This window comes from Hymenobacter sedentarius (genome assembly GCF_001507645.1).
GTDB classification, from domain to species: domain Bacteria; phylum Bacteroidota; class Bacteroidia; order Cytophagales; family Hymenobacteraceae; genus Hymenobacter; species Hymenobacter sedentarius.
In genome coordinates, this window is the sequence record NZ_CP013909.1 from 297,135 (window position 1) to 309,802 (window position 12,668).

Genomic DNA, 12,668 nt, shown 5'->3' on the forward strand with positions numbered 1-12,668 from the left:
CTTTGGTATTTCCTGCCGTCAGTTTGTTAGCTAAAAATCACTAATTAAATAAACACAGCCCAATAAATTTGCATGAATAAAAATTTACTAATAATAGGACTGTTTACCACCATTAGCAGCCTAGCTTACAGCCAAACCCACCCAACGCCCGGCCCGATTCCTACCGTTGCCGATACGGTAAAAAAAATGGCGGGTGCTGCCGGCCTGCAGGGCAATGCCACCCAGAAATCGCAGCCCAAACCATACAAAACGGTAATTACCGATAAAGCAATTACCAAAGCCGGCTTTTTTACAGTTCATAAAGTCGACGATAAATATTTTTTCGAGCTGGCCGATTCGGTTATGGGCCGGGAAATACTGGTGGTAAACCGGATTTCGAAAGCCGGTGCCGAAGTGCGGGCTGCCGCCGGTTACGCCGGCGACCAAATTGGCAGCTCGGTCGTTCAATTCGTGAAAGGGCCGAACAACCGTGTTTTTCTGCGCAAAATATCGTTTAGCACCTACAGCCCCGATAGCACCAAGGCCATGTACCAGGCCGTGCGACGCTCAAATATTCAGGCCATTGTAGCAGCATTTAACGTTGCCGCTTACACCCCCAATAATAAAGGCAGCGTAATTGATATTACCGATTATATCAACGGTGAAAACGAAATATTCTCTTTCAGTTCGGCGGCCGCCAAAACCCGCATCCGGCTGGGTAATTTTGTTGGCGACCGGAGTTATATCGAAAACGTACGCAGTTTCCCAACCAACGTAGAAGTAACTACTGTTAAAACCTACGCGCTTACGCCGGCTCCGGCTACGGCATCAGCCCCGAGCGGCCCCGGAACGCCGGCGGCTGGGAGCGGACCTAATAACTTGACTGGTTCTGCTACCATTGAAGTAAACACGTCGCTGGTGGTGTTGCCTAAAAAACCCATGCAGCCCCGCTTCTTCGACCCGAGGGTCGGTTATTTTACCGTGGGTTATACCGACTTTGATACCAACCCGCAGGGCGTAAAAGATATTCAGATGGTGAAACGCTGGCGTTTGGAACCCAAACCCCAGGATATGGCCCGTTACAAAAGAGGAGAGTTGGTTGAACCGCGCGACCCGATAGTATTTTATATCGACCCGGCTACGCCCAAAAAGTGGGTGCCTTACCTGATAGCGGGTGTAAATGACTGGCAGAAAGCTTTCGAAAAAGCCGGTTTTAAAAATGCCATTATTGGCAAAGTGGCCCCCACCGCAAAAGAAAACCCCAATTGGAGTCTCGACGATGCCCGGCACTCGGCAATTGTTTACAAGCCTTCCGAAATATCCAATGCCAGCGGCCCCAGTATTTCGGACCCTCGCAGCGGCGAGATAATGGAAAGCCACATAAACTGGTACCACAACGTCATGAAACTAGTGCACGACTGGTACATGGTTCAGGCTTCGGCGATTGACCCGCGGGCCCGTAAAATGGAATTCAGCGACGAACTGATGGGCGACTTAATCCGGTTTGTGTCGTCACACGAGGTGGGCCACACCCTTGGGTTGCGTCATAACTACGGCTCCAGCTCCACGGTACCCGTAGAAAACCTGCGGAATAAAAAGTGGGTGGAAGCCAACGGCCATACGCCTTCTATCATGGACTACGCCCGCTTTAACTACGTAGCCCAGCCCGGAGACAACATTACCGCCAAAGGCATTTACCCCCGCATCGGCGATTATGATTTGTGGGCGATAGAGTGGGGCTATAAAGTATTGCCGAAGGCCAAAAGCGCCGCCGATGAAGTAGGTATTTTAAATGAAACAACGGTCGAAAAATTAAAAAACCGCCGGAACTGGTTTGGCACTGAAATTAACCCAGACGACCCGCACTCGCAAAACGAGGACTTAGGCGACAACGCCATGAAAGCCAGCGAGTATGGCATTAAAAACTTGCAGCACATTTTAACCAAATTGCCTGAGTGGACCCGCGAGCCCAACGAAGACTACAAAAATTTGGAAACCATGTACGGGCAGTTAACCGCGCAATACAACCGCTATATGGGCCACGTGGCCAAAAATATTGGGGGCATTTACGAAAACCCGAAAACGGTTGACCAGGCGGGCCCGGTTTACGAACGCACTCCGGCGGACACGCAAAAAGAAGCGCTGGCTTTTCTAGACAAAAACTTATTTACCACGCCGATGTGGCTAGTAGATAAGCCGGTGTTGGATAATATTGGCGGCAACCCGTTAACGGTGGTGTCGCGGAGCCAGGAAACTATCCTTTCCCGCCTAATCAGCAACAATACGTTATCTAAACTAATTGCCGGCGAGGCTTTTGATGGGGATAAAGCATATAAAATAACTTCGTTTTTTACGGATATAAACAATTCCGTTTTTAGGGAGGTTAAAATCAACCAACCCATTGACGTATACCGCCGCAACCTGCAGAAAATTTACGTTGAGAAGTTAATTGAGTTGATTAAACCTGCGCCAGCTTCTCCTCCGGTTGGTATGCCAATGTCTGGCAACACAGTGGCCGCCAGTAATGCGAAATACGGTGATGTAGTTTCCGTGGCCAAAGCTGAGCTACGTACAATTAATGCCCTCGTAAAATCTTCGTTGCCCAGCCAAAAAGATTCCTTAAGCAGCTACCATTTACAGGATATTTCGGATAGGATAGAAGAAGCCTTAAATCCGAAGGGCTAAAGAAAAAACAGATGATTTATAAAAAAGAGCTGCCCCTTATTTTAGGGGCAGCTCTTTTTTATAAAGTCCAATAATATTTAATTAAAAACTGTATTTTTTAGCTCGAAGGCCAATTTCAAACAACGTTAACGTGTGGCAATTGTGGTAGTACGGCGGTGCGCAAAAACGGCAGTCGCAAGGGCCGACCTAAGTGCCAGTGCACGGTCTGCCGCCATCAGGCCCTGTTTGTTCCGGCTGCCCTTGGCAAAGCATGGGCCTACCGTTCAGGTGGCGACGCTTTTGCTGGAACGCGTCTCGCAACGCGCCATTGTGTGTTTAACCGGCGTCTCGTAACTGCCGACTAGCCACAACTTAAAATCACCTCCTGTTTTACCACCGCCGTGATTAATTGAGCTATATTGATTTTGACTTAATTGATTTAAAGAAACAGAATTTAATTGAGGGTTATATTTAACCGAAATTCGAACGCTATTTCATGTACAATTTCGAAAATAAATACCGGGCGATTCGCAAGGTTTGGGCACTTAGTGCAGTGGTTCTAATTAGCAGCTGCGCGGCCAAACCACCGCAGGAAACCGGAACCTTTAAGTCCTCTGATTTGGTGGAGCTAAAGCGGCTCGACCCGACTATTCAATTGGACATTCGGTACGCCACGAGCAACAACTTTGCGGGCCGCCCGGTCTATTCCGAAGCCCAGGCCTTTCTGCAGCGACCAGCTGCTGAAGCCCTCGCAAGAGTCAACAAGGAGCTGGAGCCCCTGGGCTACCGACTGCTGATTTTCGATGGGTACCGCCCCTGGAGTGTCACCAAAGTATTCTGGGATATTACCCCAAAAGCCAAGCGGGAATTTGTAGCCAACCCCAAAAAAGGCTCCCGCCACAACCGCGGCTGTGCCGTCGATTTAAGCCTCTGGGATATTGCCGCGGCCAAAGAAGTGCAGATGACGGGCGAATACGATGAGATGAGCCCACGCTCCTATGCCAACTACGCCGGCGGCACGCCCGCGCAGCGCGCCCTGCGAGACTTGCTCCGCAGCAAAATGGAGCAAAACGGCTTCACTGTGCTCGAGGCCGAGTGGTGGCACTTCGACTTCCAGGGCTGGAAATCCTACCGCATTCAAAACGTGCCGTTCAATAAAATCTAGTTGAACCGCGCCTGCCTTTTTAGCTCAATTTCCTGTAAAAGAAAAGCGCCCGCGCTACTTACGTGACGCGGGCGCTTGGTTACTTATTGAAATTCCCGATTAGGGATTTGTCGACCACATGCCGGCTTCTTTGATAAAGATGCGGCGGTTAAGCTTGAGCTGGGCCACGATGAATTCGGCCAAGTCTTCCGGCTGCATCACCTTGTCGGGGTTGCCGTCGGTGAGCTTGTTTTCCAGGGCCAGGGGCGTGGCCACGGTGCTGGGCGTGAGGGCCGTCACACGGATGTTGTGCTTGCGCACCTCCTGCATCAGCGCCTCGGTAAGGCCAAGCACGGCAAACTTGGAGGCGCTGTAGGCGCTGCTGCCGGCCGCGGCCCGCTGCCCCGACGTCGAGGAAATGTTGATGATGTCGCCGGTCTGCCGCGCTATCATGTCCGGCAGCACGGCCCGGGTGACATAGTACGTCCCGAGCACGTTGACCTGGATGATGTGCTCCCACTGCTCCGGCTCCATCTCCAGAAATTTGGCGAAGCTGCCGATGCCGGCGTTGTTGATGAGGATGTCAATCGGGCCCAGGTCCTGGTGGAGCTTGGCCACGGCCACGTTCACGGCGGTGCGGTCGGCCACGTCGGCCACGGCCGTGGCCACGATGCCGCCGTTGGCGATGATTTCGGCCGCCAGCACTTGCAGGTCGCTATCGGTGCGCGCCAGCAAGCCCACGCTCACGCCTTCGGCGGCCAGCGCCAGGGCCACGGCCCGGCCAATGCCTTTGCCCGCGCCCGTAACGAGGGCGACTTTTCCTTGCAGAGATTCCATGTGTATTTCGAATATTGAATAAGGAGGTGCTACAACCTTATTACGCAGGAATTGTTGGCCTGGCGGTACGTAGTACGTGGTAGAGACGCATACTTGCGTCTCGGCGGCCGCGCTTCTTAGTGATTTCCCAGCCCAACTGTTCAGCGCAAGTCGTTCCACACCAAGACGCAAGCATGCGTCTCTACCTCGTACCGCGTTAGTGCAGGTGCTTGGTGAAGTCGCCGTACATCACCCAGTTTTCCCAGGTTTTGCGGTGGGGTGCCACCTTGCCGCGCAGGTACTGCTCTATCATAAGGCCGGCGGCTGGGGCGGCGCTCACGCCGCCAAAGCCGCTGTTTTCGATGAAGACGGCAATGGCAATTTTGGGAGCTTCCACGGGCGCAAAAGCCGCAAACGTGGCGTGGTCGAAGCCGTGCGGGTTTTGCACGGTGCCGGTTTTGCCGGCCACCGAAATGCCGAATTGAGCCAACGAAGCCAGGTTGCCGGTACCGCCCCTGCCGTCCACTACCATCTGCATGCCGGGGATGATGTACTTAAAAAACGCGGTATCGACGGCCGTGTAGTGCCGCTCGCGGTACTGCGGCAAGGGGCCGCCGTTGCCAATGCCGCGCACGAAATGCGGCGTGACGTACCAGCCCCGATTGGCGATGGTGGCCAGCACGTTGGCCATTTGCAGGCCCGTGATGCCGATTTCGCCCTGCCCGATGCTGAGCGAGTACACGGTTTTGAAGTTCCAGTGGTGGTAGCCGCGCAGCTTGTCGTAAAATTCGGGCGAGGGAATGAGCCCCCGCTTCTCCTGCGACATGTCCACGCCCAGCTTCTCGCCCAAGCCAAAGGACTTCACCATTTTCTGCCATTGGCCCAGGCCCAGGCGGGCGTCTTCGAACCGGTTAGGCGACTGCCCGCGCACCACCGCGGCGCGCATTACCTGGTAGAAATACGGGTTGCAGCTGTTTTTGATGGCCAGGCTCACGTTGGCCGGATACTCGTGCTGGTGGGTGCAGTGCACCAGGCGCTGGTTGCATTCGAAGCCGGTTTCGGGCTTAACCACGCCCAGCTGCAGCGCCACCAGCTCGTTCACCAGCTTAAATACCGAGCCCGGCGGGTAGGTGGCCATCAGCGGGCGGTCGAAGAGCGGGCGGTCGGGGTTGTTGAGCAGGGCCATGTAGCGGTTGCCCGAGCCCTTGCCCGTCAGCTGCTTGGGGTCGTAGTGCGGCGCCGATACAAACGCCAGTATCTCGCCCGTCTTGGGGTCGATGGCCACGATGGAGCCCCGCCGGCCGGCGAGCAGCTTTTCGCCGTAGGCCTGCAGCTCGGCGTCGATACTCAGGTGCAAATCCTGCCCGGCCACCGAGAGCGTATCGAACTCGCCGCCGCGGAACTTGCCCTTCTCCACGCCGCGCACGTTCACCATCTTGTACTGCACGCCGCGCCGCCCCATCAGGGTTTGCTCGTAGTAAGACTCCAGGCCCGAAATGCCGATGTTCTCGCCGGCTTGGTACTTGGCGTACTTGGGCTTCTCCAGAAAGGCCGGCGTGATGGCGCCCACGTAGCCCAGGGCGTGCGCCAGGTTGGGCGTGCGGTAGGCCCGCGCCATGCGGTCTCGAATATGAAAGCCCGGAAAATCGCCCAGCCGGTCCAGAATGGCCGCCAAGTCGGGCGTGGTCAGGTTTTGAACTATCGGCGAAGGCTTGTTGCGCGAGTATTTTTTAGCCGCCCGCAAGCTGGTGCGCAAGCCTTCAATCGGAATCTGCAGCAGCTCGCAGAAGCGGGCCGAATCGAGCTGCTTCACCTCGCGGGGCACCACCACGAGGTCGTACACCGCCGTGTTCTGCACCAGCAGGTGGTCTTTGCGGTCGTAAATAAGCCCCCGGTACGGCGTCTGAACGATGCGCTGCAGGGTGTTTTTGTCGGCGGCCAGCTTATAGGTGCCGTCCAGCACCTGCATGAAAAACAGCCGCGTCAGGAAAATAAGGGCGACCACCAGAAAAATGCCTTGCACGACGTATTTCCGGCCTTCCAGGTATTGCATCGGTTTTCTATACTATAAAAAAGGGGAAGGGCTGAGCGCAGCCGAAGCATTTCTACTACTCAACTATTACAATCCATGAAGGTACCAGCGCACACCAGAAGCGCCCGCGGCACCGACGCAAGCAAAATCCTGATGTTCCCGGATGGTGTTGGGCCAAACCGCTAGTTCCGGCCCCTTCGCACGGGGAAGAACAGCAGTTGCACAATCAACAACGCAAGACTGGTAAAGAGTGCACTCCCCAGAATTTTTCCGAGCGTAAGGCCAATGTGGCGGAAACTGCCCAGCTCCAGCAGAAAAAACGCCGCGTGGTGCAGCAGCACCAGCAGGAGCAGGTACACGCTAAACCACTGCCAGCCCATCTGGTGCACGTTCACGGTGTCGGCGCTGTCGTAGCCGTCGCGCGGGGTGAGTAGGCGCAGCACCCAGGGCCGCAGGAAGCCCAGCAGCACCGCCGCCGCTGCGTGCAGCCCGCCCGTGTCGTAGAAAATGTCCATCGTCAGGCCCATGCCGAAGGACAGCAGCAGCTGCACCACAATGGGCGTGGCGATGGGCAGAAACAACAGGAAGCCCAGGTAAAAAAAGCACCAGCCCAGGTCGAACAGCACCAGCCGGCTGATGAGCAGCACGTGTACCCCCGCGTAAAGAAAAAAGCGTAGCGTCTGAATCAGGAGAAACCGCAGTCCACTCATGGGCGGGGGGCTCCTTCCACTTTCAGCCCCGCGTGAGCTTCCACGGTGTCGCGCTCGGCCTTGGGCCGGGGCGTTACCACGTACACATGCGTCAGGTTGCCGAAGTTGACGCCCAGCCGCACCCGTATCGTCCAGAAATTCTTATCGGGTTCTTTAACGAAGGAATCGATGGTGCCAATGAAGATGCCTTCGGGAAATACCGCGTTGTAGCCCGACGTCACCACCGTGTCGCCCTTCACCAGTCGGGTTTCGCGCAGCACGTTGTCGAGGGTGGCGTGGGTGGGGTCGTCGCCCTCCCAGCGAATGGTGCCAAACGTGCCGTCGCGCTTAATCTTGGAGGCAATGCTGGTTTTGGAGTTGAGCAGGCTCGTTACGGTGGCGTAGTGCTCGCTCACCACCTTCACGCGGCCCACCACCCCGTTGGCCGCTATCACGCCTAGGCCGGGGCGCACGCCGTTGGCGCTGCCCACGTTCAACGTGAGGAAGTTGTCCACATTCCGGAGCATATTGTTGATAACCCGGGCCGGAATGAGTGGATAACTCGGGTCCCGGGCCGCCAGCCGCTGCAACCCGAGCAAAATCGTATCGGGCTTGGCCGCCGGCCGCTGGTAGCGAATGCGCTTCAGCGAGTCGGTGCGGGCCGGCGGCACGGCCACCGAATCGGCTTCGCGGCCAACGGTATCGGGCAGGTAGAGCTGCTGGCGCAGGGCGGCATTTTCGGTCGCCAGCTGCTTGTTCATCTCGGCCAAATGGAAGTAATCGGCTACCTGCGTGCGCTTGGCCAGCACCTGGCCCGCGTAAGAATTAGCCGAATTAAAAAATGCCGCCCGTTGGTACGAGTTATTGGTGACAAATAAATACAGGCTAATTATTTCCAACAAGCCAAATACCAACACCCCGCGAAAGCGATATAGGAATAGAAATAAATTCCGCACGGGGTATTTTAATTGATTACAGTAATTAAGAACGTCATGCTGAGCGCAGCCGAAGCATCTCGCGTGCAGCAGTAATTAATTACTCTCGCGGTAGAGATGCTTCGGCTGCGCTCAGCATGACGAACGGGTGCTTTAGCCCAAAATTACGTCAGCAGCACGCCTTTAAAGGCCTGAATGTCTTTGATGGCCTTGCCGGTGCCGCGCACCACGGCGCGCAGCGGGTCTTCGGCAATGTGAATGGGCAGCTTGGTTTTGGCCGCCAGGCGCTTGTCGAGGCCGCGCAACAGGGCGCCGCCGCCGGTGAGGTGAATGCCGTTCTCGTAAATATCGGCCGACAACTCGGGCGGCGATATTTCCAGGGCTTTCAATACGGCTTCTTCAATTTTTGCCACCGATTTATCGAGGGCAATGGCAATTTCCGAGAAGGTCACTTTAATTACTTTCGGAATGCCGGTCATCAAGTCGCGGCCGCGCACTTCATGGTCGGGCGGCGGCACGTCGAGTTCGGTAAGGGCGGCGCCCACTTCAATTTTGATGCGCTCGGCCGAGCGCTCGCCGATGAGCAGGTTGTGCTGCCGGCGCATGTAGTCGAGAATGTCCTGGTTGAAGACGTCGCCGGCCGTTTTGATGGATTGGTCGCACACAATGCCCGACAAGGCAATCACCGCAATTTCGGTGGTGCCACCTCCGATGTCGATAATCATCGAGCCCACGGGCTGCTCCACGTCGATGCCGATGCCGATGGCGGCGGCCATGGGCTCCTGAATCATCCACACTTCCTTGGCACCAGCGTGCTCGGCCGAGTCACGCACGGCGCGCTTTTCTACTTCGGTAATGCCCGACGGGATGCAGATGACCATGCGGTGCGAGGGCTGAAACAGCCGGGTCCGCGTGTCAATCATCTTAATCATGCCCTTAATCATTTCCTCAGCGGCGTGGAAATCGGCAATAACCCCGTCTTTCAGCGGCCGGATGGTCCGGATGTTGTCATGGGTTTTTTCGTGCATCTGCTGCGCCTGGCGGCCCACCGCGATGACTTTATTCGTGGTTCGGTCTTTTGCAATGATGCTCGGCTCATCCACCACGATTTTATCGTTGTGAATGATAAGCGTATTAGCGGTACCCAGGTCTATGGCTATATCGCTGGTAAGGAAATTAAAGAAACCCATTGAGTTAGCTGCAATAAGGCGAAGCCCCGGCAGGAGCCTGGGCAAAATAATGGGCAAAGGTACGGAAGGTTTTGGCTGAGGTTCAGCATAACTTCCGGGCGGTTTGAGCGGCCCAAGCCCAACTATTATCGTCCCAGCCACGGTGCCTTCCGTGCTTTAGGCCCCAAGAACGCGCTGGAGCACGCCGCACAAAAAAGCCCCGCCGGCTTGGTAGCTGGCGGGGCTTTTTTATTTCTAATAAGTGGAGCTAAAAAGGGGAAATGCTGTCCCCTCCCGCCCCTCAAAATTGGGCTAGTGCTTGAAGTGGCGCACGCCGGTGAGCACCATGGCCATGCCCAATTCGTCGCAGGCGCGGATGCTGTCGGCGTCTTTGATGGAGCCGCCGGGCTGCACCACGGCGCGAATGCCGGCCGCCCCGGCAATTTCCACGCAGTCGGGAAACGGGAAGAACGCATCCGACGCCATCACGGCACCGTGCAGGTCGAACCCAAAGCTGAGGGCCTTCTCAATGGCCTGGCGCAGGGCGTCGACGCGGGAGGTTTGGCCCACGCCGGACGCCAGCAGCTGGCCCGCCCGCGCCAGCACGATGGTATTGCTCTTGGTGTGCTTGCAGATTTTACCGGCAAACTCCAGCGCCGCCGTCTCCTCTTCGGTAGGCGCCGACTGCGTAACGACGCGGAAGTCGGCCGCGGTTTCGGTCTGGCGGTCGGCATCCTGCTCGATGAAGCCGTTGAGCAGGGTCTTAACCTGTTTGGCGGGGAACTGCACGGGCTTTTGCCGCAGCAGAATCCGGTTTTTCTTGCTTTGCAGCACGGGTAGGGCATCGGCCGCGAAGCTTGGGGCAATCAGCACCTCGAAGAACAGCTGGTTGAGTTCGGCGGCCGTGGCCGCGTCCACTTCCTTATTGACAATGATGACCCCGCCGAAGGCCGACACCGGGTCGCAGCTCAGGGCGTGCAGGTAGGCGTCGTGCAGCGTGGCGGCTTGGGCCACGCCGCATGCGTTGGTGTGCTTGAGGATGGCGCAGGCGGGCTGGCCGTCGGCAAACTCGGCCATCAGGGCCACGGCGGCGTCTACATCCACCAGGTTGTTGTAGCTGAGCTGTTTGCCGTGGAGCTGGTCAAACAGGGCCGAGAGGTCGCCGTAGAACGTGCCGGCTTGGTGAGGGTTTTCGCCGTAGCGCAGGGGCGTGGCGGGCTGGGCGCTGATGCGCAACACGGTGCCGGCCACGGCCGTATTCTGGCTCAGGTAGCCGAAAATCTCGGTATCGTAGTGCGAGGTGGTGGCGAAGGCGGCGGCGGCGTACTGGCGGCGGTCTTCGAGGTCGGTGGCGCCGTTTTTGGCCGTGAGCAGCTCGGTTACGGCCGCGTATTGGTCGCGGCTGCTCACCACCAGCACGTCGCGGTAGTTTTTGGCGGCGGCACGCAGCAGAGAGATGCCGCCGATGTCAATTTTCTCGATGACGTCGGCTTCGTCGGCGCCGCTGGCCACGGTTTCTTCGAACGGGTACAAATCCACTACTACCAGGTCGATGGGTGGAATGCCGTGCTGCTCAGCCTGGGCTAGGTCGCCGGCCTCGTGGCGACGGTGCAGAATGCCGCCGAACACCTTCGGGTGCAGCGTTTTGACGCGGCCGCCAAACACCTCGGGGAAGCCGGTCAGGTCTTCTACGGCCGTTACATCCGCGCCCTCGTCTTCCAGGAATTTCTGGGTGCCGCCAGTGGAGTACAGCGTCACGCCGTGCTGCCGCAGCACTTGCACCAAGGGCGCCAGCCGGTCTTTGTGGTACACGGAAAGCAGCGCGGCGCGAATGGGACGGGATGACATAAATCGGGCGAATAAGCAGGGCGGAATTGCCGCCGCAAAGGTACACCGTCCGCCCGGCAGGCACCTAGCCCGGGCATTACCGATTTATTACCCCGGCCCGCCGCTTGTTTCATCATAACCCAAACATTAAGTCGCCTTTCAAATTATAGCTTAGGTTTTTCCCTTTTGCTTCCCACGCAGATGCCTGCCCCGCTTTCACTTTATTCTGGTGTCGCCCCGGCGCTGAGGCCGGCCGCGCCCGAGCGGGCGACCCGCACCGCGGCGCCGCGCCGGGCTAGCCCGGCGCAGGCAGAAGTCGCAGCAGCCCAACTGGCCCCTCGCCTGTTTGCCCAAGCCGCCAAAACGGATGTGGTGGGCGCGTTTCCTACCCAGGAATTTGACTGGCTGCAAGCGGCTGGGCTGCTCACCGCGGCGCTGCCGCCCGCGCTGGGCGGTGCGGGCCTGCACCAGCCGGCTGCCACGGGGCCGCTGCTGCAGGTACTACAGCACATCGGGCGGGGCAACCTGGCGGTGGGCCGCCTCTACGAAGGGCACGTAAACGCGCTGCAGCTCATTCAGCAGCTGGGCAGTGCCGCGCAGGTGAGCCGCTACGCCGCCGATGCCCGCGCGGGCCGGCTATTCGGCGTCTGGAATACCGAGGACCCGGCCGAGGGCGTGCGCCTGGAGCCTCTGGCCAATGGCCGCTACCGCCTGCACGGCGCCAAAACCTTCGCCTCCGGCGCCGGCCACCTGGCGCGTCCGCTCATCAGCGGGGCCTTGCCCCAGGGGCAGGGCTGGCAGCTGTTTGTGCTTCCGGCCGACACCCAGCCACCGGTGCTGGACCGCTCCTTCTGGCGGCCGCTGGGCATGCGCGCCACCGCCAGCTTCCGCGCCGATTTGACCGGGCTGGAGCTGGGACCCGACGACCTCATTGGCGAGCCCAACGCGTATTACCGGCAGCCGGCCTTCAGCGGCGGGGCCATTCGGTTTGCGGCCGTGCAGCTGGGCGGGGCCGAGGCAGTGTTTGAGGAAACCCGCGCCTTCCTGCGCGGCCTGGGCCGCACCAACGACCCCTATCAGCGCCAGCGCCTGGGCCAAATGGCCATTGGGCTGGAAAGCGGCCGGCAGTGGCTGCGCGCCGCGGCCGAGCACGCTGCCCGCCCAGGCGCCGCCACGCCCGAAGCCGCCGACGCCACGGTGGCCTACGCCAACATGACGCGCACCGCCATTGAAGCCATTTGCCTCGACATGCTGCAGCTGGCTGAGCGCAGTGTGGGAGCCCGGGGCCTGCTGGAGCCCCTGCCTTTCGAGCGGCTGCACCGCGACCTCACCCACTACCTGCGCCAGCCTGCCCCCGATGGCTCGTTGGCTGATGTGGGCCGGTTTGTGCTGGAAGCCTAACAGCAACCACCC

At 58.3% G+C, this 12,668-nt stretch carries 9 protein-coding genes; 3 read left to right on the forward strand and 6 right to left on the reverse strand.

Annotation, left to right across the window (positions count from 1 at the left end; genetic code table 11):
• Positions 1-72 precede the first annotated feature (72 nt).
• A complete protein-coding gene (locus AUC43_RS01325; RefSeq protein WP_068188831.1) occupies positions 73-2,664 on the forward strand; it encodes a zinc-dependent metalloprotease in 2,592 nt (863 codons plus the stop codon).
• Positions 2,665-3,196: 532 nt separating this feature from the next.
• The gene (locus AUC43_RS01330; protein ID WP_199243490.1) at positions 3,197-3,808 is read left to right on the forward strand and encodes a M15 family metallopeptidase; all 612 of its coding nucleotides are present in this window, start codon (positions 3,197-3,199) and stop codon (positions 3,806-3,808) included.
• 99 nt (positions 3,809-3,907) lie between these two features.
• Here the strand turns inward: AUC43_RS01330 and AUC43_RS01335 are convergent, their stop codons facing one another.
• From AUC43_RS01335 to purH, 6 genes are all read right to left on the reverse strand, one after another.
• Positions 3,908-4,624: a 3-ketoacyl-ACP reductase gene (locus AUC43_RS01335; RefSeq protein ID WP_068188836.1), complete on the reverse strand. Its 717-nt coding sequence runs from the start codon at positions 4,622-4,624 to the stop codon at positions 3,908-3,910.
• A gap of 196 nt (positions 4,625-4,820) precedes the next feature.
• Positions 4,821-6,656: a penicillin-binding protein 2 gene (gene mrdA / locus AUC43_RS01340; protein ID WP_068188839.1), complete on the reverse strand. Its 1,836-nt coding sequence runs from the start codon at positions 6,654-6,656 to the stop codon at positions 4,821-4,823.
• Positions 6,657-6,817: 161 nt separating this feature from the next.
• Positions 6,818-7,345, reverse strand: a complete 528-nt coding sequence (locus AUC43_RS01345; RefSeq protein WP_068188842.1) for a hypothetical protein — start codon at positions 7,343-7,345, stop codon at positions 6,818-6,820.
• Positions 7,342-8,280, reverse strand: a complete 939-nt coding sequence (gene mreC, locus AUC43_RS01350) for a rod shape-determining protein MreC (protein WP_071885790.1) — start codon at positions 8,278-8,280, stop codon at positions 7,342-7,344. Before mreC ends, AUC43_RS01345 begins: the two co-directional genes overlap by 4 nt.
• Before the next feature lie 143 nt (positions 8,281-8,423).
• Positions 8,424-9,449 carry a rod shape-determining protein gene (locus AUC43_RS01355; RefSeq protein WP_046244199.1) on the reverse strand — a complete coding sequence of 342 codons (1,026 nt, stop codon included), beginning with the start codon at positions 9,447-9,449 and terminating at the stop codon, positions 8,424-8,426.
• A 291-nt stretch (positions 9,450-9,740) separates the two neighbouring features.
• Positions 9,741-11,276: a bifunctional phosphoribosylaminoimidazolecarboxamide formyltransferase/IMP cyclohydrolase gene (gene purH / locus AUC43_RS01360; protein ID WP_068188848.1), complete on the reverse strand. Its 1,536-nt coding sequence runs from the start codon at positions 11,274-11,276 to the stop codon at positions 9,741-9,743.
• Positions 11,277-11,456: 180 nt separating this feature from the next.
• Between purH and AUC43_RS01365 the strand changes: the two genes are divergently transcribed.
• Positions 11,457-12,656 (forward strand): acyl-CoA dehydrogenase family protein, encoded by a 1,200-nt coding sequence (locus AUC43_RS01365; RefSeq protein WP_068188849.1) that lies wholly within the window; start codon positions 11,457-11,459, stop codon positions 12,654-12,656.
• Positions 12,657-12,668: the final 12 nt, after the last annotated feature.